This window comes from Microbacterium resistens, from assembly GCF_031456305.1.
Taxonomy (GTDB): Bacteria; Actinomycetota; Actinomycetes; order Actinomycetales; family Microbacteriaceae; genus Microbacterium; species Microbacterium resistens_A.
In genome coordinates this window covers 111,253-136,487 of the sequence record NZ_JAVDUM010000012.1, presented here as the reverse complement: position 1 = coordinate 136,487, position 25,235 = coordinate 111,253, and the positions used below count along the sequence as shown (strand labels likewise).

Genomic DNA, 25,235 nt, shown 5'->3' with positions numbered 1-25,235 from the left:
TCAACGAAGAGAAGGAGCCAACGTCATGAAGAGATCGTCTGCGGAGCGGCATACGCCGCTTCGGATCGGGGTCGTCCTGGGGGTGGTGCTGGGGCTGATCGGCCTCGTCGCCGTCCCGTCGGCGGCCACCGCGTCCCCGGGATCGGTGGTCGCTGCCCCCTCATCGCCGAGCGGCGCCGAGAACAACGACTACCCCCGGATCATCCGGCTCTCCGCGAGCGCCGACCCCGCCCGCCGGGGCGAGCTGCTCGTCATGTACAGCGTCAACGACACCGGCGTGCGCACGCACTCGGTCGTCAAGCGCAGCACCGACGACGGACAGACCTGGACGACCGCGAGCACGCTGTACTCCCCGACGCCGGGATGGGGCATCTACTTCGGATCGATGTACGAGCTGCCGCAGGCGAGCGGGGGGCTGCCCGCAGGGACCCTCATCGCCGCGGGCAACGCCTGGGACAACGTCAGCTGGTCCAACCAGGAGGTGCAGACCTTCGTCAGCACCGACTACGGCGCGACGTGGACGCCCCGGGGGAACTGCGCCACGAAGGCCGGCGCGCCGAACCAGGTCTCGACCGGGCTGTGGGAGCCGGAGATCGTGCTGAACGCCGACGGCAAGCTCGCCTGCCACTTCTCGGACGAGCGGCTGCGCTCGTCCGGGTTCAGCCAGAAGCTCGTCATGGTCACCTCCTCCGACGGCGGTGCGACGTGGGGCGGGCAGGTCGACGTGGTCGCGATCGGCGACAGTAGCTCGCGCCCCGGCATGCCGGTCGTGCGGAGACTCCCCAACGGCAGCTACGCGCTCGCGTTCGAGCTGTGCCGGGACTCCGTCGGCAACGCCGACCAGACCTGCCGGGTCTATCTGAAGACGTCCTCCGACGGGGCGTCCTGGGGATCCGCGACCGACGTCGGCACCCTCGTCCAGACCGCGGACGGACGGCAGCTGCTCCATACGCCCGCGCTCGCGTGGAGCCCCGCCGGCGGGCCGAACGGCACGCTCGTGATGTCCGGTCAGCGGGTGGTCACCGGCTCCGACGGCTCCAGCACCGTGGTCCGGCCGGAGTCGGGCCGGGTGGTCTTCACGAACACCGCGCTGGGGACCGGGGCCTGGCAGGCCGTCTCCGCGCCCATGACGATCGATCCGACGGGCGACTACAACAACGGCCCGGGCAAGCACTGCGCCAACTACAGCCCGAGCATGGTCCCCACGGCCTCGGGATCCGCGCTCATGATGGTCTCGCCGAAGTTCGTCTCCGGGTCGACCACGCGGTGCGACGTCCGCTTCGGCACAGGCCCGATCGGCACCCTGCCGCTGTATGCGCCGTTCGACTCGGGCAACGACATGGGGTGGGCGGCCTACGGCGGCAACTGGTCGGTCAGCGCCGGGGTGTACTCGCAGAACGGGACGGCGAGCGGACCCAAGTCCCTCGTCGGCTCGACCGGGTGGACGGACGTGACCGTCGACACGGACATCCGCCTCGATGGCACCGGGCAGGCAGGTGTGCTCCTGCGCACCCGCGCCCCGGGCGTCGGCGCGGACGCCCACTCCGGCTACTACGTGGGCGTGGAGACGAACGGGACGATGTTCATCGGCAGGCAGGACAACAACTGGACATCGCTCGCGCTGCAGAACGTGAGCGGCGGTGTCGGCGTCGGCACCTGGTACCACGTCTCCGCGAGCATCGTCGGCTGCACGATCACCGCGACGATCAAGCCGGAGAACGCCACGACCACGACGACGGCGACCGCCACCGATCCCGGCTGCTTCGCCTCCGGTCAGCCAGGAGTGCGGACCCACCTGACCTCGGCATCGTTCCGGAACTTCCAGGTCAGCGAGGCCGGCGCCTCCACGGCCCCCGCCTACGCGGACTCGTGGGCGTCCGGCGCGGCGACCGGCTGGACGGGGTACGGCGGCTCGTGGTCGACGATCGCGGCCGGTGCCACCGAGCGCCAGTCCGCCGCGGGTGCTGACGGTCCGAAGCTGTCCTCGCCCGCGTCGGGAGATGCGTACACGGCGGCGGCGGATGTGCGGCTGACCTCGTTGAGCGCGCCGAGCGGGAACGCTGGCGTCGTCGCGCGGATGACCTCGCCCGGCGTGGGGCCCGACGCCTACTCGGGCTACTTCGCGGGAGTCGACGGCAGCACGGGACGTCTCTCGCTCGGCAGGTCCAACGGCACGTGGACGCCCCTCGCCGACACGGGCGTTCCCGGCGGCGTCCAGCTCAACACCTGGTACCGGGTCACGCTCCGCGTCACCGGATGCACGATCTCGGCGACGGGACAGCGGACCTCGTCCTGGGATCAGGCGAGGCTCTCCGTCACCGACTCCGGGTGCTCGGCGACCGGCGCGGCCGGGATCCGCGCGATGCTCGCGGCCGCGGACTTCAGGGAGTTCCTGGTCGCCAAGGGCTGAGGCCCGTCTCGGCGGACCCGCCTCATTCCGCTCTGCCTAGAATTGGCGGATGCATGCGCTCACCGAGGAGGAGATCAGGGCATCGTTCGTCAACGCGGACGCCGAGGAGGTCGCCCGGATCGCGATGCCGCACGACCTGCTCCTCACGGAGTGGGACTACCTGGACTTCCTCGCCTGGCGGGATCCGGATTCCGCCAGGCGAGGCTGCATCGTGATCGAGCGTGAGGGGCGCCCCACCGGCATCGTCCTGCGGGCCACGGACCCCGGCCGGGTGCGCTCCGGCATGTGCAACATCTGCCACACCCTGCAGCCCGGCAATCAGGTCGCTCTGTTCTCCGCCCACAGGATCGGCGAGGCGGGCAGGCGTGGCGCGACGGTCGGGAACTACCTGTGCGCCGATCTCTCCTGCCATGAGAGCGTCCGGCTGGTGCCGCCTCTGGCCCCGAGCGAGATCCGCGGCGAGCAGCACGTCGATCGTCGCCTCGATGGCACCCACCGTCGGATGAGAGCCTTCGTCGAGGCCGCCCTCGCCGAGGGCTGAGCCCGGACGCCGGCCAGATATCGTTCTGGGAGCGACGCGATAGCTGCTGTCTCGGCCCGCCCGTCGCGCCCGGAGCGCCTCGGACGCGCATAGGCTGGTCGCGGATGCGATCGACGGCGCCGTGGTCGCATCGGCCGACGTCGTCCGAATCCGGAGGAGAACCGATGACCGAACCGATCCGTCTCACCGTGGAGGGCGGTCTCGCCCGTCTCACCCTCAATCGTCCCCGGCGGCTGAACGCCTTCAACGCGGAGCTCGCCCATGCCTGGGCCGATGCGACCGCCGAGGCGGTCGGGCGGGAGGACGTCGGCGCGATCATCATCGACGCGGAGGGCCCGTCCTTCTGCGCGGGCGGTGATGTGCTCGACATGGCTCAGACGATGTCAGCAGGGTCCGACATCACAGCGCTCGCCGGGGTGATCAACCGCGGGATCCGCTCGCTGACCGAGGCGCCCATCCCGGTCGTCGCGGCGGCGCAGGGCACGACGGCAGGGGGCGGGCTCGGCATCCTCCTCTGCAGCGACTATGCGGTGATCGGCGCGGACTCCCGCATCGGCAGCCTGTACGCGAACATCGGCCTCACCCCCGACCTGTCGGTGTCCGCCCAGCTCTCCCATGCCGTCGGTGAGCGGCGGGCTCTCCAGCTCGTGCTCCAGGACCGGCTGCTCAGCGCCGCGGAGGCCGTCGAGTGGGGGCTGGCGGCGGAGGCCGTCGGTGCCGATGGCGCCGAGGCGACCGCGGACGCGGTGCGGGCGAGGGCGGAGGAGATCGCGCGGTTCTGGCTCGCCGGCGCCCATCGTGCCTACGGCCAGGCGAAGCGTCTGATCCGCACCCGCCCCGCGCGCAGCTTCGTGGAACAGCTCGACGAGGAGGCCAGGACCATCGGGGCGTCCTTCGACGGCGACGAGGCGAAGAAGCGGGTGCAGGCGTTCGCGGCGGCCTCCGCGAAGCGAGGCGCCTGACCGGCATCTCCCGCGGCCGTCCTCGCGGCGCTCTTCCTCTCGGCGGCCTTCCTCCACAGGGCTCGACGTTCGGCGAGATGTCCACCGAACGCGGCTGCACCCGCGCGGCGAAGGCGGGCGCGTGTCAGGATGAGAGCACATCACGGACGAGAGGATCGCCATGTCCGAGCTCACGACGCCGCCGGCGAAGAAACCGAACACGTCCCTCCTGCTCCGCGGGGCGATCTGGATCGCGATCGGCGCGCTCATCGCCGCCGCGCTGGTCTGTGTCATCTGGGTACTCGTCGGCGATCAGCAGGAACTGGTCGGGCGCGCGTTCCTGACGATCCTCCTCCTCGCTGCCTTCGCGGGGATCGCGATCCTCGAGGCGAGTCTGTCCTCTGACCGTCCGGACTGGCTCGCGCTGCTGAGCATCATCTCCTGGATCATCGCCCTGCTCGTCGGCGCGGTCAAGATCTGGCTCCCGGCGGACGTGGTCGACTACGACGGCGAGAGGGTGGTCGAGGGAGGGGCGCGTTTCTTCCAGTTCCTCCTCGTGGTGATCGTGCTGCAACTCGCCGTCCTGCACGTGCGCATCTTCTGGCGTGCTTCCCAGCGCTACGTGACCACCTTCACGCGCGTGGTCACCTTCGTCACCTTCGCGTTCCTCGGGCTTCTGGTCGCGCTGCTCGTCTTCTTCCTCACCTTCCCCGAGACGTTCCACTACTCGGATCTGTTCTGGCGGATCGTGGTCGCACTGACGATCCTCACCGCGGTGGGCTCGACGCTCATCCCGCTGCTGAACGCGCTGTTCGCGCCGAAGCGGCCCGCCGCAGCGCTCCCCGCCGTCAGGGCATGGCCGACCTACGTCGACGGGACCACGCCCCTGCCGGTGCTCCGCGACGGCTCCCCGGACTGGAACGCCTACTACACGGGTGTTCCTTCCGTCGAAGCTCCGATCCCGACCGCGTATGGCGCCGTTCTGCCGCCCGTTCCTGAGGCTCCTCCGATTCCGTCGAACCCCGGCGGCTGGGCCGCTCCGTCTACTCCGCCCGCAACGTCTGCGCCGTCCACGCCGCTGGCTGAGCCGGTGCTCCCGTCTGAGCCGGTGTTCCCGATCGAGCCGGTGCTCCCGCCGAGACCGCCGGCGCCGGAGCGCGCGCCGGACGCTGCAGCGCCGGACACCGCTGCGCAGGATGTCGCCCCACCCGAGTTCCCGGCCGCGCCTCCCGCCGCCCCGGCCCCGCCGCAGTCGTGACGTCCGTCAGAGACCTCCGCCTCCTCGCCGTGGAGATCGCGCAGGAGGCGGGTGAGCTTGCGCGTCGTCGGCGGGAGGAGGGAGTCGCCCTCGCCGCGACCAAGAGCTCGCTGGCCGACATCGTCACCGAGGCCGACCGAGAGGTCGAGGCGCTGATCCGGGCGAGGCTCGTCGCCGAGCGCCCGGGAGACGGATTCCTCGGTGAGGAGTCCGGGGCGGAGCCCGGCGAGAGCGGGCTGACCTGGGTTGTCGATCCGATCGACGGCACGGTCAACTACGCCTCCGGGTTCCCGTCCTACTGCGTCAGCATCGCGGTGGTGGAGGGGGAGCCCGAGCCGGAGCTCTGGACGGAGGTTGCCGGCGTCGTCTTCGCCCCTGCGCTCGGCGAGCTGTTCACCGCGGAGCGCGGCGGGGGTTCGTGGCTGGGCGAGAAGCGTCTCCAGGTGTCGACCCCGGGGGCTGCGGGCGCGCTCCTCGGGACCGGGTTCGGCTACGATCCGGCGACGCACGACGGCGATCTGGCGACGGTGCGGAGGGTGATGCCGGTCGCCCGCGATCTGCGTCGGATCGGCGCCGCCGCCCTCGACCTCGCCTATGTGGCGGCGGGGCGGCTCGACGGCTTCTTCGAGCGTGGGCTGAAGCCCTGGGACGTGGCGGCGGGGTCGATGCTCGTCCGCGAGGCCGGGGGAGCGATCGCGCACCCCGATCCGGCGGACGTCACCCGGCGGATGACGGTCGCGGGTTCACCGGCCCTGGTCGCCGAGCTCGTCGGACGCATCCGCGGAGACTGAGCACCGCACACATCGCGTTTCCAGCCTGCCCCCTGTATTGTTTATACGTTCGTTACCTTCGCCGACCCGATGGCGAAGCGTCGCTGAAGCCCCCTGCCGTTCCCCCGGGCGGCCGATCCGGGAGAACTACACCCTTGCCTCTTGACATACCCGTGGCTGAGCCCGCGCCCACGCGCCGTTCGCTCCGCCAGGCGGCGATGGCCGCAACCGTAGAGGGCGCACCCGCGAGTGCCCCGGCCGTGGCCGTTCCCCCGGTCGAGGCTCCTGCGAAGGGCACGCCAGCGCGGATGCCCGTCGGCACCGTCTCCGCGATCCCCGCATCCGCGTCCGCCGCGGTCGATGGCCCCTCCGTCGGGCTCGATGCCGCGCTCGCCGCCTTGCGACACATCGCCGAGACGGCTCCCGCCGCCACATCTCCTTCGTCTGCCACCAGTCGGGCCGCTCGTCCGATGGAACAGACGGCGCGGGAAGTGGCTGCTGCTCCGCGGCGCGCGAAGGGCGGCTCCTTCCGTCGGGTCGCCCGGATCGGCGTTCCCGCGGGGGTCATGGGGATGGTCGGCCTACTGGCGATCTCGATGACCCTCCCGTCGCAGGCGATCGCCTCGGGACACGGACTGTCGCCGGCGACGTCGCTGGTCGCGTCCGGCTCGGCGAAGTCCGCGGCGGACGCGGAGGCGAAGGAGGACATCCAGGCTTTCATCGCGCCGAGCGACGTCCAGGGCGCCTCCCTGCAGGGGGCGGAGGGCTTCGGCGCTGTCTCCCAGGTGCAGGTCGCCGCGGAGTCGGGGATCCGGTTCTCGGACTCGCTCTACACGAACGACTCGACCGCCAAGATCCAGTGGCCGTTCATCGTCGGCGTCGCGATGAGTTCGCCCTTCGGCGTGCGCGACGGCGTGATGCACGAGGGCATCGACCTCGCGCCCGGCGACGGTGCGCCGATCCAGTCCATCGCCGACGGGACCGTGCGCCTGGCGTCGGAGAGCGACGGCGGCTACGGCGTCGGCGTCTACATCGACCACATCATCGACGGCCAGCTCGTCACCAGCCACTACGGGCACATGCAGTACGGCTCACTGAAGGTGAAGACGGGCGACGTCGTGAAGGTCGGCGACATCGTCGGTCTCACCGGCGACACCGGGCACTCCTTCGGGCCGCACCTGCACTTCGAGATCATCGTGGACGGCGCCAAGATCGACCCGCTGCCGTGGATGCTGGCGCACGCCGGGAGGCACTGACCTCGATTTCTACGAGGGCGCCAGAAATGGTACTCTCGTCTGGTTGCCCGAAAGGGCAGCATGCCCCGATAGCTCAGTGGCAGAGCACTTCCATGGTAAGGAAGGGGTCGTCAGTTCAATCCTGACTCGGGGCTCGCACACATCCGGTTCGCCGGGTGCACTGCGGCAGGGTAGCTCAGATGGTGAGAGCGCACGACTCATAATCGTGAGGTCGCGGGTTCGATCCCCGCTCCTGCTACAGAAATACCTGATCAGCCCCGGATTCGTTCGGGGCTCTTCCTGTTAAAGGTCACCTGATCCCTCATTAACCCCGCACATTCACTTCGCGCCGAGCACCGCGTCGAGCGCCGTGGATGCTCTGTCGCCGCCCACGGTCTTGCTCATGTAGGTGCCCATCGTTAGCGACGGATCGGCGTGCCCAAGGTACTCCGCGATGTCCCGGGGGGAGAGGCCGGCCTGATCGAGTGCCGTCGCCACCGTCTTGCGAAACGAGTGGAACGTGTACGCGGGGAACTGCAGCCGTTCACGCGCCTGGGCCCAGTCCCGAGCTGTGTTGCGTGGGTCGCGGAGGTTACCGAGAACGGTCGGGAACACGAGACCGAGAGGGTTCGGGCCGCCGCGCACTCGACGATCGCCGAGTATGCCGAGGAGGCTGCTCGGGATGCGTAGTCGGCGCGTGCCGGCGTCCGTCTTGGAATGTGGCTGCCTGATCACACCCTTGCCCTTCGCGCGCACGGCGTTGGATCGGATCGACACTGTGCATGCTGCGAGGTCTACGTCGTCCCAAGCTAGCGAGCATGCCTCGCTGATCCTCACGCCCGTCCCTGCGATGAAGTCGATGAGGTCGACCATGTCCAGATCGATCAACCGCTTGTCTGCGCGCACCTTCGAGAGGAGGCCGGCGAGATCGGCGAGTGGGATCGGAGTCGCGCCTTCCGCCTTCCTCTCAAGGGGGGCGAGTTCGCGGACCGGGTTGTGCTGGATCGCGTCAGAGCGCGCGGCGAGACCCATCATGCCCGACAGCACTGCTCTGGCCGTCTTAGCGGTCCCATGGCCGTGCTCGGCCGTCACGGCGTCCAGGAAGCGCTGCAGGCGCTCTGGTGTGGCCTCAGCGACGCTCAGGTCACCAATGCGGGGCGTGATGACCTTCTCGACACTGTGGCGGTAGGTGTCCACTGTGCGCGGCGCCCGAGAGGCCTTCGCCTTGAGGAATCGCTCGCCGAGGTCGCGCAGCCGAGTCTCCCGCTTGAGGTCTCCGGGTGCCGCGGCCATGATCTCGGCCAGCGCCTTCTTGAGCGCAGTCTCTGCCTTTGCTCGGGACGTGCTGAAGCGCTCCACCTGCCGCAGCTTTCCGTCCTCGAAGCGGTAGCGAGACCGTGCGCGCCAGAGGCCGTGCTTCGGCGGGATCTCGCCGTTCGGGATGACGACCAGGCGAGCACGCTTGTCTCCGGGCTCACGCCGCATCGCATCGACCGCGATGCGGCCGTAACTACTCAGCGGGGTCCGCGGGCGTGCCATCGTCGGCCTCTTCTTTCGGGCGGCGCTTCCAGCTCACGATCATCCGGCTGAAGTTGAGGTGTGGGTAGTCTCGCCTTGCTTGCTCAAGCTCTTCCCGCAACGCCTCGATCCGCTCGTGAACAACCGCAGAGTCCAGCTGTCGGTATTGCTGCTCTCGGCGATCATCGCGCTCTTTGTACTGGAGCAAGCTGTCGACGGCGCGGAACAACTCCGAGACCGGTTGCTGAAGTGCCTCGTTGGGGTTACTAAGGATCCGGGCTTCCCAGGGAGAGCTTGGGGGAGCGTCCGCGTCAAGGACTCGGCGAACCTCTCGTAGCTCGGCGACAGCATCCTCGCCTTGGGCCAGAGCGGTCTCTGTCGACCCAGCGCCTCCCCAGAACACTCCGTTGGAGGGCTGGAGGACGGAGAAAATATCGGCGCGACGCGCGTACTCCACGTTGGTCATCTCGATCCCGGGGATATCGACCTTCTCCCATGGATGCCGAGGGTCAACGATGAGGAATAGTGGCGAGACCTGCAATCCGTCCGCGAGAAGAACTAGCTCGGTGACTGTCAAGTCTCGCTTGCGTCCCGACTCGACATTTGTGATCACTGTCTTGGAAACTGCGCGCCCGGCCACGCGATCGGCCAGTTGCGATGCCGACAGCCCTTGAGCTGTCCGAACTTCGAGCAGCCGGCGGCCTACAAGGCTCGGATCACGTTCTGTTGCCATTTCTGCACTATACAGCGATACGGCGGTCTCATAGTTGCGCCCCGCTGAACCGATGTGATACAACTACTGCAAGACGCAGAAATTGCGTCACAGGCGGAGAGATTGGTGCAGAAATGGCAACATCCACTCGGGATCGACTCACGGAGCTCCCAGACATCGCGACTCGACCCCAGGTGTCCGAGTACACGCAGGTCAGCGTTCCCACGCTCGCCCGTTGGGCGATGGAGGGCAAGGGTCCGCGGGTGACCAAGTTCGGCGCGCTTGCGCGATACAGGAAAGCCGACGTCCTCGCGTGGATCGAGGCTCAGGCGCAGGAGGCCAACGAATGACCGACATCTACAGCCCCGACAACATCGCGCGGAGCCGTGCGCGTGCTGCGGAGTTCCGCGAGCGCGTCGAGCGAGGCGAGCTGGACGAGACATACCTCGAAGTCGCCGTCGAGATGGAGGCCTATGCCGACGAGCGTGAGCAGACCGCGCAGAAGAATGCCCCCGGAGCCGTTGCAGCGGCCGGGGGCGAGATCACTACCGATTCAGCAGGAATGGAAGCGAGCATGACCAACGATACGACCACGGTCGACTACACCGCTACCGACGTCGCTGCGGCGCTCGCTGAGATCGACGCCAGCGAACACGGCTGCATCGACCTGGAGCCGTCTGACGCGCTCTACCAAGACGTCGCACCCTCATTCAAGAAGCCGGCGGATTGGCTCGGCTGTGCGGTCGGGGACGCCGCGGGGTGTATGCACATGGCGCACCCTGTCGACCAGAACGGGCGGAAGGTCGAGATCCCGGCTGGTGACTGGTGGCAGGAGCAGATCGCCAAGCACAGCACGGCGACATTGCGGTACTGGAAGCGGAACGCGAATGCGGCGATTCGGGTCGGCGAGCTGCTCGCCATCTCGCTGGGCATGTATCTGGTGGCCGGCGAGCGGGTGGAGGACGGCGAGCCGGTCGTCGAGCTGATCACCGCGGCCGAGCGTCGTCGGCGGGATCGGGAGAACGAGCGCGCGTGGGCTGCAGCGCACCCGGAGGTGATGGCTGCGATGCCCGTGTGGGCCGATGACGTGTCCGTGGGTCTGGACGGGGTGGAGGGCGTGGAACTCTGGTTCGAGCGTCATATCGGCCCGGTGAGCCTCTCCCGGCCCGCCCGCCACGTCGATGGTCGCCTGATCTTCGATGACGCGACCTCGACGCCCTATGTGGCGATCGATCGGGACAATATCGAGGAGCTGACCGTCGATGCGATGCGCGAGCTCGCCTCGTCGCTGATGACCGCGGTTGGTGTCATCGAGGGCGCCACGCTGGTGGAGGTCGGGCGATGAGTGGCACGGCCTTCCCGAACTACCGCAACCGCACCCGCACAGGGGTCTACGGGCCTGGTCAGGGCCAGGCGGACCCGGAGACCGAGGGCCTGCTTGAAGAGTTCGCGATCGACCAGCGTGCGGCGGGCCTGACGGCCAGCACGGTGCGTCAACGGCTCAGCACCGTTCGGGCCTTGGTGACGATGCAGGGAGTCTCCCTGCTCACCGCGACGGCCCGCGACCTCAAGGTGTTCCTCGGGCGCGAGAGGATCTCGGCGGGCACGCGACGCGGCTACCGGGTGGTGCTCCGCGCGTTCTTCAAGTTCCTGCAAGACGCGGGCCTACGCCCCGACGACCCCGCGGCGAACCTTCCCCCGGTGCGTGTGCTCCGCCGGCACGCAAGACCCTTCTCCGCAGAGCAGATCGACGCGATGATGACGACCGGCGCGTACCGGCGCACTCGTGTCATGATCCTCCTCGGCTACGTGCAGGGGTTCCGTGTCTCGCAGATCGCGCGCGTCCACGGCCGAGACATCGACCTCGTGGCGGGGACGATCAGCACCGTCGGGAAGCACGGCAAGGAGACCACGTTCCCCCTGCATCCGATGCTCGCGGAGTTCGCGCACGAGATGCCCCAGGATGACTGGTGGTTCCCCGCCAGGGCGGGGAGCACCGCCCCGGACGGGCACATCTTCCCGTCCAGCGTTTCATCGCAGATCAGCGAGGCGAAGCGGCGTGCCGGGATCACCGATCCGACCCTGACCGCGCACTCGCTGCGGCACAGCTTCGGGTCGCATCTGTTCGCGAACGGTGCCGACATTCGGGTGATCCAGGAACTGATGGCGCACGAGACCATCGAGACCACGCAGATCTACGTGGGCGTCACTCAGCAGCAGAAGACCGCCGCGCTCAACGCGCTCCCGGGCGTCGCGATGCCGGCCCGATCCGGTCGACCGCCCGCCGGCCGCCACGCACTCACTGGAGCGTCCTCGTGAATCCTATGGAGCAGGCGGCGGCGATCGCGCAGCGGATCGTGCAGATCGCGAACAGTGAGAACTTCGGCGACTTCCGCAGCGAGATGATCCACGAGACGACCGTCGACGACCTCATGACCGACAGCACAGACCCGTTCCGGTTCGTGCGCGCGGTCGCCGTCGTGCAGCTGCTCGGCATCGCGCTCGTCGAGATCCTGGACGAGGCCAAGTCCGCACCCCCGCCCGCGGTGCGCGTCCTGCGGCGCCCTGCGGCCGTCGACGACGAGCTCAGGGAGCGAGATGGCTGATGCGAGGATCCCGGAGCAGTACCTCACCGACAAGCGTGTACTCCGGCTGACGGACGCCGAGCGATCCAGCTACTTCATGGCGCTGACCTGGTCCGTGTCGAACCGATCGGACGGCCGAATCGAGCGCGCGGATCTCCCGCTGATCCCGACGTTCTCCTCGAAGGCTATCCCGGGGCTTGTGCGCTGGGAGTGCTGGCGAACGGACGGGAAAGAAGCCTGGATCATCGTCGACTACGCGCGTTGGCAGACCACTCGATCCGAGTTCGAAGTGCTCGACAACGCTCGACGTCGAGAGCGCGAGAAGAAGGCGAGACAGCGAGCCAAGGCCAAGGACGTCACCGGGGACAGTCCCGGGGGAACGTCCCGAGGGACATCACAGGCAAGGCAAGGACAGGCAAGGCAAGAGCCAGGCCAGGACGAAAGCGAAGCGCCAGAGGACTGGTACGACCCGGCGACCGGAGAGGTCAGCGATCAGGTAACGGACTGGCCAACGACACCGATCCCGAACTCGGGTGGGTGGGGATCACCAGATGCGCCGGGGGCTGTCCTCGGTGCGACAACGAGCGCCGCGTCTGCGGCAGGAAGCAGGTAATCATGGGTGTTGATCATCCTGATATTGGGGCTGTGCAGCGGATGCAGGCGCGGGGGCGTGAGCTCGCGACGATGACGATGCGGAACTCGTCAGTCGGTGGTGACGGCATCCGCATCTACGACGGCGGCCGCCTCCTGGTCACCGAGGGCGGCGGGATCGACATCGTCGATACCGGGTACATCAACATCGACGGCAACATCCGCGGTGTTGGCCGGTTCGATTGGGAAGGTGTTTTCCACCAGCTGGGCCCGTCCGTCTTCCAGGGGCCGACCACGTTTCAGGGGCCGGTGACGATCACTGGTCCGGATGGGAAGTTGACCGTCGAGAAAGAGACGCTCCTCAAGGCGTTGACCAGGGTTCTCGCGGACCTGGTGATCGAGGAGGGCGGGAAGGCCGTCATCGGGAACATGGTCATCGATCCGACCATCGGTGGCGGGTCGGTCGTGTTCCAGAACGGCGGGCAGCTCTTCAGCAACGCCGACACCGTCCAGCTCTACCTCGGCAACTCTGTCGCCCAGATCTCGGACGACTACGCCCGCCTGCAACATGCCGGGTACGTGATCGAGATCGATGCCACGGGCGTGAAGATGAGCCGCGGCGCGGTCCGCGCGATCTCCGGCACGGGCACGCCGGAGGGAACGTTGCATCAGGACGATGACGGGTATCTCCGGCGAAGCGATGGGAGTTGAGCTCGTGGAACAGCCGAAGTGGAGTGATGATGTTTCCGACTGGCGCCGGTACGCCGGCGAGCTGCGGAGCAAGATCGGTGATCTGAACCGGCTCCTGTCCGTCGAGCGAGAGCAGCAGCGTATCTTGCGGAACTCGAAGGGCCGCGACGCGAAACTGCTCACGAAAGTCGAACGGTTTCTTGCTGATGGCGATGTCCCAGCAGCGGTCGATCTGCTCGCGCGTCGCCGCCAGGGCATCGATGCGGCGAAAGCGGGCCGGACGTGAGGATGCCGGCCGATCGGAGGGGGCGGGTGCCGTGGTGGGCTCGCCCCCTCTCGGAGGTGCCCGATTCTCTGGTGCGGGGCAAGGAACGCCCAGGCCATGTGTTGGTGGTCACACGCCGCGATGCCGACGGCGAGCCGATCGAATCGGCGTGGGTCGATGAATCGATCGCTTGGCAATACGACGAAACGCGCTGGTCGGAGAAGCTCTGACCCGATTCGCGACATAAAATTGGAGCAAGCCGAAACGCATTTGCCGTCGCGGGATCGAGGGCCTCATGGTCAAGATCTCATGGCCGCGAAAGGTCGGTGAGCAGAAGACCGTCGGTCAAGCCGCGGCCAAGGACGAGGAACCCTGTGGGGTCAAGTCCGAGGAGCCAGCTGGCGTCAGCCCGTCCGCCTATGCGAAACGAGTACCAGTCGATCTGTGACGAGCGCCCATCGGGTGAAGTCCAGAAGATCGGCATCTGTGGTCTCGTCCCTTCACGATCCACGCCCGGAGCGTTGGACGCTACTGGGTATTTCTCACTAGGAGTGATCTATCTCATGAACCTCAAGGAACAGCTGCTCGCCCTGCAGAAGGCGATGCAGGCGATCGTGGATGGCGCGAAGGCGCTGGGCCGCGATCTCAACGACAGCGAAGTGGCAAGCATCGAGGCAAAGGCCGCTGAGGCGACCGATCTGAAGGCGAAGATCGAGCGTCAGGCGAAGGGTGATGCGCTGATCGCGTCGCTCACCGCCGCGTCCGCGATCGGCGAGGAGGATCCCAACGACCCCAATGGGTACACGAGCGCCAAAAACGGTTACCTCGCTCTCACTGGCCAGGGAGGCAAGAAGGCCGCGTCGGTCTTCGCGCGAGCGCTCGGGCAGAAGGCGTTCCTGACGCCCGGCACTCAGGTGTTCGCGACCCCGATGGAATCACAGTCGCCGCTTGAGCTGCAGCGGATTCCAACGTCAATCCTTGACGTCCTCAAGTCCACGGTGCGGTCGGCGCCCGCTTGGAAGTACCTCCGGCAGACGGCCTTCACGAACAACGCGGCGATCGTCGCGGCCGGGGCGGAGAAGCCGACGTCGGTGATCACGCTCGGAGAGGAAGAAGGGCTGCTTGAAGTCATCGCGCACCTCACGGAGCCCGTGAACAAGTACCTCCTCGAAGACAACGACACTCTCGTCGCATTCATCGCGACTCAGATGCTCTACGGGATCGGGCGCACCCTCGAAAGCGAGGTGCTCTCCGGCAACGGCACGACCGGTCACTTCACCGGACTGCTGAACACCGCCGGTATCCAGACGCAGGCAGCTGGCCCCGACAAGGTCACCACGCTCCGCATGGCAGCCACCAAGCTCGAAGTCCTCGGCTACACCCCCGACGTGTACATCGTGAACCCGAACGACTGGGCAGAGATCGAAACGACCCGCGCCACGTCAGGCAGCTTCGACCTCGGCGGCCCCATCGACCGGGCACAGCGCAAGGTCTGGGGAACGCAGGTCATCACCTCAACCGGCATCACCGCCGGCACCGCCCTCACCCTCGACCTGGACGCCGCAACCGTCGACCGAGACGAGCGCGGCATCCAGGTCGAATGGGACCGTAGCCAGGGGTTCAAGACGAACGAGATCATCGGACGCGTCGAAGGACGCTTCGGCCTCTCCGTCTATCGCCCCGACGCGATCGTCAAGATCACACTGCCGACCACCCCGTAACGCCCCGGCCCCAGGGGTAGGGGGTCCAAATCCCGACGCCCCGACCCCTGGGGCCAATTCTCCGGCAGTGGAGTCCCCCACCGGGTTCGGAAACGAGAGGAAACAGCGTCAGATGGATACTGGCGAGGCGCAGGAGCGTCGTGAGCGTGCCGCGGCGTATTCCCGGGCATATCGGGCGAGGAAGCGTGCTGAGGATGCTGAGCGGGCGCGTGTGGCGTCTGACGGTGAGCCGGGGGTGATGCGTCAGGCGGTGGAGAGGTCGATCGCTGCGGCGAAGTGGCTGACCGGGACGGATGCGGCATCGATCGCTCAGGCTCGTGCGCTCGCGGATATGGCCGATCGTGCCATCGATGATCGTCTACGGTTGCGCGCGCACTCCCTGTTGTCCCGGGTTCTGGGTGAGATGGGGTTGACGCCTCGCGTGCGGACTCAGTTGGAGCTCCGCGCCCGGCGGTTGCAGACCGCTGTTGATGATCGTGCTGTGGACTCGGCGCCGAACGTGACCCGTTTCCCACGCCCCGCACCACGCAAACGCTGATGTCCGGGGTCCCGAGTAGGGTGCGCGCATGACCATTCTTCGCGACACCACAATCCGTCCGATCGACTTGCTTGTGCCTGGCTCCAGCGGTCTGGAGAAGCTGGAGGCCACGAACGTGACCTTCCTCGGGCCAGCTGTTCTCCTGCTGGTCGGGAACATCACGTTCGCAGGCAACACCACCTTCCAAGGCAACGTTGAGGGCCTGATCTGGGACCTCGACCCGACCCGCACTCAGATCGCGGGCGCGATCATGCTAAAGGATCCGCACTTCGACAACTGCACGTTCGATCACCGCATCGGAATCGCGGGACCGGGGAACGTGATCTCGCAACTCATCAGCAAGATCGAAGTGTAGAAAATCCCGCATTTACCCCGCAGTATTGACTGCCTATAGCGATAGCTCGTGATGCGTTCTGAGCATGTCCTGTCAGGGATCGGGGGAGTGGTGATACCCCGCGATAACCCCCGAATCCGACCGTGACCCAATCGTGAGGTCGCGGGTTCGATCCTGGCTCCTGCTACTTCAACCCCAGAATCCCGCGAGTCGTATCTGAGCCGATATCTCGGACCCTGGGCTTCGCGCCGAAGGAGGCTCACGCGAATGAGTGCCATCGTTAGTCTGGCGTCATGACGGATCAGCAGGTGCCGGAGATGCCGGGGGCATCGGGAACCGCGCGCATCTGGTTCTGGTGGGTGGCGGCGTTCGGCCTCTTTGCGGGCGCCTTCTCCTGGGCGTGGTACGGATTCGCGCAGCTGGAGGCTCAGTCCGAGCAGGGGAAGGCGCTCGCTGCCGGCACGACGATGGCTGGTTTCGCGGAGATGGTCGGCGGTGTTCCGCTCGTCCTCGCCCACTTTGGGGGCCTGGTGCTTCTGGGATGGCTCGGCTGGTGGGGGTATCGGGGTCGGGGAGTCGTCCTCGCGTTCGTCGCCGTCCTCATAGCGAGCGGAATCGGTATCGGTCTCGCTCAGTGGCTCTATGACGGCGAACTGTTTCAGCTCGGCATCGACAACGATGTCTACGTGCCTTGACAGCCCTCGTCCCGTCCAGGGTGGGGAGAGGAACCCAGCCTCATCGGAGATCTGATCCCCCGTTGAAATAAAATAGTATTGCCAATACTATGGTGAAAGTGAGCGGGGCGGAGCAGCCCTGTCGCGAGGAAGGGCGACGATGACGACAGTTCTGTACACCGGAGGCGCCGGACGCATGGGCCGGGTGATCCGGGAAGGCCTCGCCGGTCGATACGACCGAGTCGTGCTGTTCACGCGTCGCGCCCCGGAGGAGCCGCTGCACCCGCGCGAGGAGGTCGTGATCGGTGACCTGGCCGACCTCGACGGGCTGACGAAGGCCGCGGAGGGAGTCGACGTCATCGTGCATCTCGGCGGCATCGCCGACGAGTCGACCTATGAGAGCATCCGGGCCTCGAACATCGACGGCACGTATCACGTGTACGAGGCGGCTCGCCGCGCCGGAGTCCGCCGGGTCGTCTACGCGAGCTCGAACCACGTCGTGGGCTTCCACGAGGCCACCGAGACGCTCGATGAGGCGGCGCCGCTGCGTCCCGACACCTACTACGGAGTGTCGAAGGCCTTCGGCGAAGCGTTGGCGAGCCTCTACCACGACAAATGGGGAGTGGAGTCAGTGCTGTTGCGCATCGGCACCTTCCGGCCTGCTCCTGAAGACCGCCGCCAGCTCGCACTGTGGCTGAGCTGGCGGGACGGCGTCGAGCTCACTCGCTGCGCGATCGAGAGCGGCCCAGTCGGCTGCCAGGTCGTCTACGGATGCTCGAACAACACGGGCTCATGGTGGGACGGCCGAATCGGCTGGCAGGCGATCGGCTACGTCCCGCGGGACGACGCCGCCGAGCACGCGGATGCCGTGGACCGCGAGGCCCCCGCACCGCGCTACCACGGCGGCGCATTCACGGCATCGGACTACGAGGGAGGCATCTGGTGAGCACCACGCAGACCGTCGACGTACTCATCACGACCGCGTTCCTCGCACCGGGGGACGAGGTCGACCGCATCCTGACCGGGGCGGGCCTCTCGACCCGCCACGAACCGGGCCTCGACGCGCTCTCCGCAGACGACCGCAGGACCCTGCTCCAGGGCGTCCGCGCGATCATCGCGGGCACGCGTCCCCTCGGCGGTGAGGACCTCGACCACGCCGAGAACCTGGAGGTCATCGTCCGCACCGGCGTCGGCTACGACAGCGTCGACGTCGATACCGCCACTCGGCACGGCATCCCCGTGTGCATCACGGCCGGCGCCAACCGGCAGGCTGTGGCCGAACATGTCTTCGCGCTCCTCCTGGCATCCGCTCGCCGCATCCCCGAGAACATCGGCAACCTCGCGGACGGCCGCTGGGAGCAGCTCACGGGCCGCGAGCTCAGGGGAGCGACCCTCGGCATCCTCGGCCTCGGATCGATCGGCAAGGCCGTGGCCAGGATCGGCGGCGCTTTCGACATGGACATCGTCGCGTACGACCCGTACTTCGACGAGGACTTCGCTGCGGCGAACGGGGTCCGTCGCGCCGACCTCGAGGAGGTGCTCGCGCAGTCGGACTTCGTCACACTGCATCTCTTCCTCGACGAGTCGACCCACAACCTCCTGGACGCGAAGCGGCTGTCGCTCATGAAGTCCGACGCGATCGTGATCAACACCGCCCGCGGCGGCATCATCGACGAGCAGGCGCTCGTCGATGCCGTCGTGGCGGGAGCGATCGGCGGAGCAGCGCTCGACGTCTTCGCCGAAGAGCCGTTGCCCTCCACGAGCCCGCTGCTGCACACACCCGGGATCCTCGCCACGACGCACGTCGCTGGCGCCACCCGTGAGGCGCGAGGCGAGTCCGGCCGGATCGCCGCGACGACCGTGATCGACGTGCTCGGCGGGGGAGACCCGCGCTTCGTCGTGAACCCCGACTACCAGGGGGTGCCGGCATGATCACCCTGTACAGCGGACTGGTCGTCCGCCAGGCGCTCGAGGAGACGGTGATCCCCCTCTTCGAGCAGGCGACGGGCGAGCGGGTCGAGGCGACGTTCGAGCCGACGACGATGCTGCTCGGACGCATCGCCGACGGCGAGCGTCCCGACCTCATGCTCGGCCTCTCCTCTTCGGTGCGCGACCTCGCCGATCAAGGGGTGCTCGCCCACGAGGGGCTGACCGACATCGCGATCTCCGCGGTCGGATTCGCCCGGCTCCCGGAGACGGCGGCGCCGATCGATGGGACAGCCGAGACGTTTCTCGACTATCTCCGCGCGGCACCGGCCGTCGCCTACACGCTGAGCGGCGCGAGCGGGCTGCATTTCATGGAGGTCCTGCGCGCACATGACCTGCTCGACGAGATCGACGAGCGGGCCGTGCGGTTCCCCGCGGGGCTCACGGCCGAGTCCGTCGTCGACGGCCGCGCGACGGTCGCGATTCAACAGGTCAGCGAACTGCGGGCGGTGCCCGGTCCTCACCTGGTCGCCCCGATCCCGCACGCGCTCCAGTCCTACATGTCGTTCGCGATCGGCGTCCGCCCCGGTGCACCCCAGACGGCCGCGGCCTTCGCCTCGTCGCTCGGCGCGGACGACGCTCGCCGCGCCTTCGCAGCCGTCGGGCTGAGCGCACCCTGACATCCGGCGCCGTAGGGCGCCCTCGCGGAGGATGCGACGGCAGGCCGTCGCCCGGACGGGAAGAGAGAACATGAGAAAAGTCATCGTGGACACCGACACGGGAGTCGACGACGCGCTGGCGCTGATGCTGCTCGCCGCCGATCCCGACGTCGAGATCCTCGCCGCGATCAGTGTCTTCGGCAACTGCGAGAGCGAACGCGCCGCCGACAACGCGCGCTACGTGCTCGACACCTGCGGACGTGAAGACGTGCCCGTCTACCGCGGCGCCGCGGCGCCCCTGCATCAGGACCTCCGGCTCAACCCGGGGATCCACGGCGAGGACGGCTTCGGGAACACCGGCTTGCGCCCGGCCCGGTCCGTGCCCGCCGAACCCGACGGCGTGCAGGTGCTGCTCGACCTCGTCGATGTCCATGAGGGCGAGATCGACTACCTCGCCCTCGGTCCGCAGACGAACCTGGCCCTCGCACTGCAGCGCGAGCCGCGGCTGTTGGAACGGCTCCGCAGCACGACGATCGTCGGGACCCTCGGGCCCGCCCTCTACAACGACACGGAGCCCTGGGCGGACCGCAGGTTCCGGATCTCGCGTGATCCGAACGTGTCCTTCGACATCGACGCCGCGCAGGAGGTCGCCCGTCACGAGGGCGACGTCACCTGGTGCGGGCCATACGTGACCCGGCAGGCCCTCGTGCCCGAGGACTTCTTCCTCCAGATCGCGGCGACCACGGCATCCCCGCCTGCGCAGCTCGTCACCGCGATCAGCGCGGACTACGCCGGCTTCTACACGCGCAGCTACCCGCAGCCCGATGCCCGTCGGGTCATGGGCATCAACGACAGCCTGGCCGTGGCGAGCCTGCTCCGTCCCGAGCTCGTCGCCGGCGCCGTCCGCCGCCCGCTGCAGACGTTCCGGGATCCGGAGACCGGAGACCGCTACCTCGCCGGTGTGCACCCGTCCCGCGACGAGAAACGCCCGCTGCATCGCGTCGTCTTCGACATGGACTTCGACGGTGTGCTCGATCTCATCGGCGAATCCCTCCGCCGCCCGCTGCCCTGGCGCTGACCCCCGCCTCCTCCCCGAAAAAGCACAGCTCGTGAGCGAAGGAGCTCTCTTGTGACGCAAGAAACACCCACCCGATCCGTCGACGCTCCGTCGCGACGGCACGACACCCGCAACCTCTTCGCGCTCAGCGCAGGCCACGCCCTCGAGTGGTTCGACTGGGCGATGTTCGGGCTGCTCTCGGTCTACATCGGCAACGCCTTCTTCCCCGGCGACAGCCCGGCGTCGGCGACCCTGAACTCGCTGGCCGTCTTCGCCGTCGGGTTCGTCTTCCGCCCGATCGGCGGCATCGTCTTCGGCCTCGTCGCCGACCGGATCGGCCGCAAGATCGTGATGATCGGCTCCGTCGGCGTGACCGCCGCGGCCAGCCTCGTGATCGGCGTGCTGCCCACCCACGAGGTCCTTGGCGTCTGGGCCGGCATCATCGTGCTGCTCATGCGCATCGTGCAGGGCATCTCGACCGGTATCGAGGCGCCGCTGAGCCAGGCCTACGGTCTCGAGCTGGTTCCTGAGCGCCCGGGATACGTCGCCGGGTTCATGGCGTTCTTCAACAACCTCGGCAACCTGCTCGCGCCGCTGACCGCGTTCGGGGCGAGCGCGCTCCTCGGGGTGACCGCGATGGGCGAGTACGGATGGCGCATCCCGTTCATCCTGGGCGGAGTGCTCGGCATCCTCGTCCTCTGGCTCCGGCGCTCGCTTCCGGAGACGCTGCCGACGGGCGTCGCCGGTGAGGACGGCGAGGTGCCGACCCGCACCGAGGCGATCGAGGTCTGGCGCGGTGTCCGGCACTACTGGCTCAGCGTCGTGGCCGTCGTCTTCGTGATCGGCGCCATCATGGCCTACAACTACACGTGGCTCTCCGGCCTGCCGTCGTTGGCGACGGGCGCGTTCGGTGAGGACCCCACGGCGGTGTTCGCGGTGTCGACGACGATGAGCGTCGTGCTGACGCTCGGGGCGCTCGTGCTCAGCCGGATCCTCGACAAGTGGGCGCTTTCGCGATGGTTCGTGGTGGGCCGGATCCTGGCGATCCCGACGATCTTCCTGGTGCTGCTCTACACCGACGGCGGCATCGGTCCACTCGCCGGCGTCATGCTGGGCGGATCGCTCGTGCTGCTGCTGAACCTGACGATCTACAACGCCGTCGCGAACTCGCTGTTCCCGCAGCACATCCGCGGCACGGCCATGGGCCTCGGCTACGGCGTCGGCGTGGCCCTCTTCGGCGGTACCGCGTCGTACCTGTTCGTCTGGCTGCAGAGCATCGGAGCGGGAGGGATCTTCCCGATCTACATCGCCGTGCTGTGCGCGATCAGCGTGGTGCTCTACGTGCTGGCGAAGCGGCGCAACGGGGTGTTCGTGGGCTCGTGAACCCCCTCTCTCGCGGAAGGGCGTGCGGGATCCGGATCGGATTCCCGCACGCCCTTCCGCGTCGGCCTGCGTGTGCGTCAGGTGGGGGGACGCAGCGCGTCGACCTGCGCGGGAGTCAGCGGGCGGGTCGCGGTGCCGCGGAGCAGGAGGAAGAGCTTCGCGGTCTCCTCGAGCTCTTCCAGCGCGTCCATGGCGGACGAGAGCGTCGCTCCCGCGACGACGGGGCCGTGGTTGCTCAGCAGCAGGGCCACGTTGTCGCGGGCGGTGCGTTCGGCGAGCGTCTCGAGGGCGTCGTCCCCCGGCGCGTGGTAGGGGAGGAGGGGCAGCCTGCCGATCCGCATCGCGAAGTAGGCCGTGAGCGGTGGCAGCGCATCGCTCGGGTCGAGGTCCGCCAGACACGACACGGCCGCGGCGTGCGTCGAGTGCGTGTGCACGACGGCCTGGGAGTCCGGGCGAGCGCGAAGCACGGCGGCGTGCAGGAAGGCCTCCTTCGACGGGGCGGGGCCGGACAGATGGCGCCCCGTCTCGTCGATGAGCGACAGCTCGTCGACGGTCACGGTGCCCAGGCTCGACCCGGTCGGCGTGACGAGGATGCCGCCCTCTCCGCGCACGGAGATGTTGCCCGTGCTCCCGTGGGTGAGCCCGCGATCGAACAGGGATCGGGCGGCGCGGATGACGTCATCGCGCTGCGTGCTCATGCGGCCTCCTCCTCCTCGGATGCGCGGACCAGGAGGTCGGGCTCGCCGAAGTTGCCGGACTTCAGGAGCAGCCGCATGCCGTCATCGCTGTGGATCCACGGCACACCGCGCGCGGCCTCGGCCCCGATCTCGCCGCCGCGCACGCCGAGCGCGGCGATCACGGCGCCGGACGTCTCGCCGCCGGCGGTGACGAATCGGGTGACACCCCGTTCGCGGACCCCCTGCGCCACGCGGGAGATCGCCGCCTCGAGGACGGCGGCGGACCGCTCCACGCCGAGTCGCTCCTGCACGGCGTGCAGCTGCTCGGGCGGGAGGGAGGCGTAGATCAGCGGAGCGGGCGAATCGTCCAGGAGAGAGTCGTACCACCTGAGGGCCCGGGTCGCGAGAGTCTCCGGATCCTGGTCGACGAGGGCGTCGAGACGGTACAGGGGGCGCCCTGCACGGTCCATCGCGTCGATCTGCTCCAGAGTGCGCCGGGAGCAGCTGCCGGCCAGCACGATCGAGCGGCCGGCGCCAGCGGCCCCGGGTGCCGGCCGCGGTCGTGCGGGACGGCTCTCGGCGACGGCATGCGCGAGCGCACCGGCCAGCCCCGCGGCGCCGGCGAGCAGCGGCTCATCGACGGCGGCGCGCGCGATCGTCAGCAGGTCGTCGTCGGTGATCGCATCGGGGAAGAGGTAGCGGGAGTCGTGTCGCGGATCGCTCATCGCCGAACGGAGCGCTTCCGCACCGGCGCGGACGACGTCGTGCGGGAGCACGCGGCTCGATGGCCTCGGGAGCTGCCCGTCGAGCAGACGCACCAGATCGGAGTCTCGCATCGGCGTGAGTGGATGGTCGCGCATGGGCGATTCCGCGAGCGGCACGCCGTTCACGAACAGCTGTCCGCCGTACACCGTGCGGCCGTGCTCCGGGGAGCTGGGCGTGGTGACGACCCGCCCGGCCCCGACGAGGCCGACGAGCGCGTCGAGCACGGGGCCGATGTTGCCCGAGGGAGTCGAGTCGAACGTCGAGCAGTACTTGAGGAAGAGCCGATCCGCGCCATGGGCCCGCAGCGCCTCCGCGGCGACGATCGACCGGGCGACGGCCTCCGCGGCTGGGATGGTCCGGGTCTTGAGGGCCACGACGCCCACGTCCCACATCGAGTCGATCGATCCATCCCTGGGGTCTCCGAACACGATGCCGGTGCGCAGCCCCTGCCGGTGGCAGGCCACCGCCGCGTCGGTGCCGCCGGTGACGTCGTCGGCAATGATCCCGATCATCGGCCCGACCCCGCGGCCAGCCGCTCGCGCAGTGCGATGGCGGAGCTGGCGGGGCCCGACAGCACGGGGACGCCGACCGCCTCCGCCAGGCCTCGCGCCGCGGGGGCGAGGGAGTACTGGGCGAGGAAGACGGCGTCGACCTGTGCAGCGAAGGGCGTGACCGCCTCGGCCAGCGCGGTCAGCAACGCCTGCGGATCCTGCGCCTTGGTGGCCGCCATCGCCGCGGGAACGGCGATGGCGGTGACGACGGTGTTCACGCCGGCCTCGCGCAGAGTCGCCTTCAAACGCTCCACCGAGTCGTCCTTGGCGCCGTCGAACGAGGCCACCACGAGCACCGAGTCATAGCGGGCGTCGGCGATCTCGCGGAACGCGGCCTCGTCCGGTGCCAGCACAGGGACATCGCGCTGGGCGTCCGTCGCGACCGGCCCGTACAGCGAGCACGTGAGCAGCACGCCGTCGGCGCCTTCGGCCAGCGCGTGGTCGATCAGCCGCGTCATCCGCGCGCGGAGGGCGTCGTCGAGCCCGCCGCGCGCGTCGGCGTCGCTGAGCAGTCGATCGTCGAGGATGTTCCAGACCTCGGCCTCGGGATACAGCTCTCCCAGCGCGGATCGGGCAGGCGCCATCGCTGCGGTGACCGCGCTGATCAGGGCGATCTTCGGGGGAGTGGTCATGCGGTGAGCTCCTTCATCCATCCGAGACCGGCCACGGTCTCGGTCAAGGGCTGGTACTCGCAGCCGATCCATCCGCGGTATCCCGAGTCGCGGATCGCGGTGAAGACGCGGTCGTACGCGATCTCTCCCGTGCCCGGTTCATGACGGCTGGGCGGGTCGGCGATCTGGACGTGCGCGATGTGCTCGCGATGCGCGAGGAACGTCGGGATCAGGTCGCCCTCATCGATCTGCGCGTGGTAGAAGTCCATCAGCACCCCGACCTGCTCGCGGCCCGCGGCGTCGGCCACCGCCGCGGCCTGCGCCTGGGACTCGAGGATGAAGCCCGGGGCGTCGCGCTTGTTCTGCGGCTCGAGCAGTAGCCGGACGCCCGTGCCCCGTGCCTGCTCGGCCGCCCAGGCGATGTTCGCCACGTAGAGGGCGAAGGCGCGATCGCGGGGCACGTCGTCGGGGACGATGCCGCCGACGACGTGCAGGAACGGCGCTCCGAGGGCCGTCGCGTACTCGAGGCCCTTACGTACCCCGTCGCGGAAGTCGGGCTCCGCTCCCGGCACGCACGCCATCCCCTGCCGCGTCGGCGAGCCGGCCGGACCCATTGGGGTGTTGATCAGCACCTGCGACAGCCCCGCCTGCGCGAGCAGCTCCACGAGGCGCTGGGGCTCGTATTCGTAGGGCGCGGGGTACTCGACGGCCTGGAAGCCGGCGCGCGCCGCGGCGTCGAACCGCTCCTCGAAGGGATGCTCGGTGAAGAGCCACTTGAGATTGGCGTCGAAGCGCAGGGACGGTGTCATGGGTTTCTCCTGGG

The 25,235-nt window shown here is 68.5% G+C and carries 29 protein-coding genes and 2 tRNA genes; 25 read left to right on the top strand and 6 right to left on the bottom strand.

Annotated elements, in window-relative coordinates:
* Positions 1-25: 25 nt before the first annotated feature.
* The 8 genes from J2Y69_RS13800 to J2Y69_RS13765 all read left to right on the top strand — a co-directional run bounded on the left by J2Y69_RS13800 (position 26) and on the right by J2Y69_RS13765 (position 7,414).
* On the top strand, positions 26-2,410 hold the full coding sequence (locus J2Y69_RS13800) for a 3-keto-alpha-glucoside-1,2-lyase-like domain-containing protein (protein ID WP_310021712.1): 2,385 nt from the start codon (positions 26-28) through the stop codon (positions 2,408-2,410).
* A gap of 49 nt (positions 2,411-2,459) precedes the next feature.
* Complete coding sequence (locus J2Y69_RS13795; protein WP_310021710.1) at positions 2,460-2,951, top strand: FBP domain-containing protein; 492 nt, start codon at positions 2,460-2,462, stop codon at positions 2,949-2,951.
* Positions 2,952-3,115: 164 nt separating this feature from the next.
* The gene (locus tag J2Y69_RS13790) at positions 3,116-3,913 is read left to right on the top strand and encodes an enoyl-CoA hydratase/isomerase family protein (RefSeq protein ID WP_310021709.1); all 798 of its coding nucleotides are present in this window, start codon (positions 3,116-3,118) and stop codon (positions 3,911-3,913) included.
* Between the two features lie 160 nt (positions 3,914-4,073).
* Entirely contained in the window at positions 4,074-5,150 is a 1,077-nt protein-coding gene (locus J2Y69_RS13785) for a hypothetical protein (RefSeq protein WP_310021707.1), read from the top strand.
* Positions 5,147-5,941: an inositol monophosphatase family protein gene (locus J2Y69_RS13780; protein ID WP_396653104.1), complete on the top strand. Its 795-nt coding sequence runs from the start codon at positions 5,147-5,149 to the stop codon at positions 5,939-5,941. Before J2Y69_RS13785 ends, J2Y69_RS13780 begins: the two co-directional genes overlap by 4 nt.
* Before the next feature lie 152 nt (positions 5,942-6,093).
* On the top strand, positions 6,094-7,176 hold the full coding sequence (locus tag J2Y69_RS13775) for a M23 family metallopeptidase (protein WP_310021705.1): 1,083 nt from the start codon (positions 6,094-6,096) through the stop codon (positions 7,174-7,176).
* Between the two features lie 62 nt (positions 7,177-7,238).
* Positions 7,239-7,310, top strand: a tRNA-Thr gene (locus J2Y69_RS13770).
* Between the two features lie 30 nt (positions 7,311-7,340).
* Positions 7,341-7,414: transfer RNA gene (locus J2Y69_RS13765), tRNA-Met, on the top strand.
* Between the two features lie 80 nt (positions 7,415-7,494).
* On the opposite strand, the gene J2Y69_RS13760 is transcribed toward J2Y69_RS13765, so the two are convergent.
* A complete protein-coding gene (locus J2Y69_RS13760; protein WP_310021703.1) occupies positions 7,495-8,514 on the bottom strand; it encodes a site-specific integrase in 1,020 nt (339 codons plus the stop codon).
* Between the two features lie 151 nt (positions 8,515-8,665).
* Positions 8,666-9,406 (bottom strand): helix-turn-helix domain-containing protein, encoded by a 741-nt coding sequence (locus J2Y69_RS13755; protein WP_310021701.1) that lies wholly within the window; start codon positions 9,404-9,406, stop codon positions 8,666-8,668.
* Positions 9,407-9,519: 113 nt separating this feature from the next.
* Here J2Y69_RS13755 and J2Y69_RS13750 point away from each other — a divergent pair, with 113 nt between their 5' ends.
* The 17 genes from J2Y69_RS13750 to J2Y69_RS13675 all read left to right on the top strand — a co-directional run bounded on the left by J2Y69_RS13750 (position 9,520) and on the right by J2Y69_RS13675 (position 21,808).
* Positions 9,520-9,735, top strand: a complete 216-nt coding sequence (locus J2Y69_RS13750) for a helix-turn-helix transcriptional regulator (RefSeq protein ID WP_310021700.1) — start codon at positions 9,520-9,522, stop codon at positions 9,733-9,735.
* Positions 9,732-10,730, top strand: coding sequence for a hypothetical protein (locus J2Y69_RS13745; RefSeq protein WP_310021699.1), 999 nt, complete (start codon positions 9,732-9,734; stop codon positions 10,728-10,730). Before J2Y69_RS13750 ends, J2Y69_RS13745 begins: the two co-directional genes overlap by 4 nt.
* The gene (locus J2Y69_RS13740; protein WP_310021698.1) at positions 10,727-11,704 is read left to right on the top strand and encodes a tyrosine-type recombinase/integrase; all 978 of its coding nucleotides are present in this window, start codon (positions 10,727-10,729) and stop codon (positions 11,702-11,704) included. The genes J2Y69_RS13745 and J2Y69_RS13740 overlap by 4 nt, the downstream gene beginning before the upstream one ends.
* Positions 11,701-11,991, top strand: a complete 291-nt coding sequence (locus tag J2Y69_RS13735) for a hypothetical protein (protein WP_310021697.1) — start codon at positions 11,701-11,703, stop codon at positions 11,989-11,991. The genes J2Y69_RS13740 and J2Y69_RS13735 overlap by 4 nt, the downstream gene beginning before the upstream one ends.
* Positions 11,984-12,583, top strand: coding sequence for a hypothetical protein (locus J2Y69_RS13730; protein ID WP_310021696.1), 600 nt, complete (start codon positions 11,984-11,986; stop codon positions 12,581-12,583). Before J2Y69_RS13735 ends, J2Y69_RS13730 begins: the two co-directional genes overlap by 8 nt.
* Positions 12,584-12,660: 77 nt before the next feature.
* A complete protein-coding gene (locus J2Y69_RS13725; RefSeq protein WP_310021694.1) occupies positions 12,661-13,272 on the top strand; it encodes a hypothetical protein in 612 nt (203 codons plus the stop codon).
* Positions 13,238-13,537, top strand: a complete 300-nt coding sequence (locus J2Y69_RS13720; protein ID WP_310021691.1) for a hypothetical protein — start codon at positions 13,238-13,240, stop codon at positions 13,535-13,537. Before J2Y69_RS13725 ends, J2Y69_RS13720 begins: the two co-directional genes overlap by 35 nt.
* Before the next feature lie 56 nt (positions 13,538-13,593).
* A complete protein-coding gene (locus tag J2Y69_RS13715) occupies positions 13,594-13,746 on the top strand; it encodes a hypothetical protein (protein WP_310021690.1) in 153 nt (50 codons plus the stop codon).
* 189 nt (positions 13,747-13,935) lie between these two features.
* On the top strand, positions 13,936-15,237 hold the full coding sequence (locus tag J2Y69_RS13710; RefSeq protein WP_310021688.1) for a phage major capsid protein: 1,302 nt from the start codon (positions 13,936-13,938) through the stop codon (positions 15,235-15,237).
* Between the two features lie 112 nt (positions 15,238-15,349).
* Positions 15,350-15,775, top strand: coding sequence for a terminase small subunit (locus J2Y69_RS18120; protein ID WP_463675505.1), 426 nt, complete (start codon positions 15,350-15,352; stop codon positions 15,773-15,775).
* A gap of 28 nt (positions 15,776-15,803) precedes the next feature.
* On the top strand, positions 15,804-16,130 hold the full coding sequence (locus J2Y69_RS13705) for a hypothetical protein (RefSeq protein WP_310021686.1): 327 nt from the start codon (positions 15,804-15,806) through the stop codon (positions 16,128-16,130).
* Between the two features lie 272 nt (positions 16,131-16,402).
* The gene (locus J2Y69_RS13700; RefSeq protein WP_310021684.1) at positions 16,403-16,804 is read left to right on the top strand and encodes a hypothetical protein; all 402 of its coding nucleotides are present in this window, start codon (positions 16,403-16,405) and stop codon (positions 16,802-16,804) included.
* A gap of 139 nt (positions 16,805-16,943) precedes the next feature.
* Positions 16,944-17,729 (top strand): NAD-dependent epimerase/dehydratase family protein, encoded by a 786-nt coding sequence (locus tag J2Y69_RS13695; protein ID WP_310021682.1) that lies wholly within the window; start codon positions 16,944-16,946, stop codon positions 17,727-17,729.
* Positions 17,726-18,715, top strand: a complete 990-nt coding sequence (locus J2Y69_RS13690) for a phosphoglycerate dehydrogenase (protein ID WP_310021680.1) — start codon at positions 17,726-17,728, stop codon at positions 18,713-18,715. The genes J2Y69_RS13695 and J2Y69_RS13690 overlap by 4 nt, the downstream gene beginning before the upstream one ends.
* Positions 18,712-19,389 (top strand): substrate-binding domain-containing protein, encoded by a 678-nt coding sequence (locus J2Y69_RS13685; RefSeq protein ID WP_310021678.1) that lies wholly within the window; start codon positions 18,712-18,714, stop codon positions 19,387-19,389. The genes J2Y69_RS13690 and J2Y69_RS13685 overlap by 4 nt, the downstream gene beginning before the upstream one ends.
* Positions 19,390-19,459: 70 nt before the next feature.
* Entirely contained in the window at positions 19,460-20,446 is a 987-nt protein-coding gene (locus J2Y69_RS13680) for a nucleoside hydrolase (RefSeq protein WP_310021676.1), read from the top strand.
* Between the two features lie 51 nt (positions 20,447-20,497).
* Entirely contained in the window at positions 20,498-21,808 is a 1,311-nt protein-coding gene (locus tag J2Y69_RS13675; RefSeq protein ID WP_310021674.1) for an MFS transporter, read from the top strand.
* A gap of 77 nt (positions 21,809-21,885) precedes the next feature.
* Here J2Y69_RS13675 and otnC read toward each other — a convergent pair whose 3' ends face one another.
* The 4 genes from otnC to J2Y69_RS13655 are packed head-to-tail and all read right to left on the bottom strand — an operon-like array spanning position 21,886 to position 25,221.
* The gene (gene otnC / locus J2Y69_RS13670; protein ID WP_310021672.1) at positions 21,886-22,506 is read right to left on the bottom strand and encodes a 3-oxo-tetronate 4-phosphate decarboxylase; all 621 of its coding nucleotides are present in this window, start codon (positions 22,504-22,506) and stop codon (positions 21,886-21,888) included.
* Positions 22,503-23,762, bottom strand: a complete 1,260-nt coding sequence (gene otnK / locus J2Y69_RS13665; protein WP_310021670.1) for a 3-oxo-tetronate kinase — start codon at positions 23,760-23,762, stop codon at positions 22,503-22,505. The genes otnC and otnK overlap by 4 nt, the downstream gene beginning before the upstream one ends.
* The gene (locus J2Y69_RS13660; protein WP_310021668.1) at positions 23,759-24,433 is read right to left on the bottom strand and encodes an aspartate/glutamate racemase family protein; all 675 of its coding nucleotides are present in this window, start codon (positions 24,431-24,433) and stop codon (positions 23,759-23,761) included. The genes otnK and J2Y69_RS13660 overlap by 4 nt, the downstream gene beginning before the upstream one ends.
* Positions 24,430-25,221: a hydroxypyruvate isomerase family protein gene (locus tag J2Y69_RS13655; protein ID WP_310021666.1), complete on the bottom strand. Its 792-nt coding sequence runs from the start codon at positions 25,219-25,221 to the stop codon at positions 24,430-24,432. The genes J2Y69_RS13660 and J2Y69_RS13655 overlap by 4 nt, the downstream gene beginning before the upstream one ends.
* Positions 25,222-25,235 lie beyond the last annotated feature (14 nt).

Bases quoted from the DNA above. Each gene is read 5' to 3' on its own strand.
- J2Y69_RS13800 (WP_310021712.1), top strand. From the start codon at position 26: ATGAAGAGATCGTCTGCGGAGCGGCATACGCCGCTTCGGATCGGGGTC.
- J2Y69_RS13795 (WP_310021710.1), top strand. From the start codon at position 2,460: ATGCATGCGCTCACCGAGGAGGAGATCAGGGCATCGTTCGTCAACGCG.
- J2Y69_RS13790 (WP_310021709.1), top strand. From the start codon at position 3,116: ATGACCGAACCGATCCGTCTCACCGTGGAGGGCGGTCTCGCCCGTCTC.
- J2Y69_RS13785 (WP_310021707.1), top strand. From the start codon at position 4,074: ATGTCCGAGCTCACGACGCCGCCGGCGAAGAAACCGAACACGTCCCTC.
- J2Y69_RS13755 (WP_310021701.1), bottom strand. From the start codon at position 9,406: ATGGCAACAGAACGTGATCCGAGCCTTGTAGGCCGCCGGCTGCTCGAA.
- J2Y69_RS13750 (WP_310021700.1), top strand. From the start codon at position 9,520: ATGGCAACATCCACTCGGGATCGACTCACGGAGCTCCCAGACATCGCG.
- J2Y69_RS13745 (WP_310021699.1), top strand. From the start codon at position 9,732: ATGACCGACATCTACAGCCCCGACAACATCGCGCGGAGCCGTGCGCGT.
- J2Y69_RS13740 (WP_310021698.1), top strand. From the start codon at position 10,727: ATGAGTGGCACGGCCTTCCCGAACTACCGCAACCGCACCCGCACAGGG.
- J2Y69_RS13730 (WP_310021696.1), top strand. From the start codon at position 11,984: ATGGCTGATGCGAGGATCCCGGAGCAGTACCTCACCGACAAGCGTGTA.
- J2Y69_RS13725 (WP_310021694.1), top strand. From the start codon at position 12,661: ATGCGGAACTCGTCAGTCGGTGGTGACGGCATCCGCATCTACGACGGC.
- J2Y69_RS13720 (WP_310021691.1), top strand. From the start codon at position 13,238: ATGACGGGTATCTCCGGCGAAGCGATGGGAGTTGAGCTCGTGGAACAG.
- J2Y69_RS13710 (WP_310021688.1), top strand. From the start codon at position 13,936: ATGCGAAACGAGTACCAGTCGATCTGTGACGAGCGCCCATCGGGTGAA.
- J2Y69_RS18120 (WP_463675505.1), top strand. From the start codon at position 15,350: ATGGATACTGGCGAGGCGCAGGAGCGTCGTGAGCGTGCCGCGGCGTAT.
- J2Y69_RS13705 (WP_310021686.1), top strand. From the start codon at position 15,804: ATGACCATTCTTCGCGACACCACAATCCGTCCGATCGACTTGCTTGTG.
- J2Y69_RS13700 (WP_310021684.1), top strand. From the start codon at position 16,403: ATGACGGATCAGCAGGTGCCGGAGATGCCGGGGGCATCGGGAACCGCG.
- J2Y69_RS13695 (WP_310021682.1), top strand. From the start codon at position 16,944: ATGACGACAGTTCTGTACACCGGAGGCGCCGGACGCATGGGCCGGGTG.
- J2Y69_RS13685 (WP_310021678.1), top strand. From the start codon at position 18,712: ATGATCACCCTGTACAGCGGACTGGTCGTCCGCCAGGCGCTCGAGGAG.
- J2Y69_RS13680 (WP_310021676.1), top strand. From the start codon at position 19,460: ATGAGAAAAGTCATCGTGGACACCGACACGGGAGTCGACGACGCGCTG.
- otnC (WP_310021672.1), bottom strand. From the start codon at position 22,506: ATGAGCACGCAGCGCGATGACGTCATCCGCGCCGCCCGATCCCTGTTC.
- otnK (WP_310021670.1), bottom strand. From the start codon at position 23,762: ATGATCGGGATCATTGCCGACGACGTCACCGGCGGCACCGACGCGGCG.
- J2Y69_RS13660 (WP_310021668.1), bottom strand. From the start codon at position 24,433: ATGACCACTCCCCCGAAGATCGCCCTGATCAGCGCGGTCACCGCAGCG.
- J2Y69_RS13655 (WP_310021666.1), bottom strand. From the start codon at position 25,221: ATGACACCGTCCCTGCGCTTCGACGCCAATCTCAAGTGGCTCTTCACC.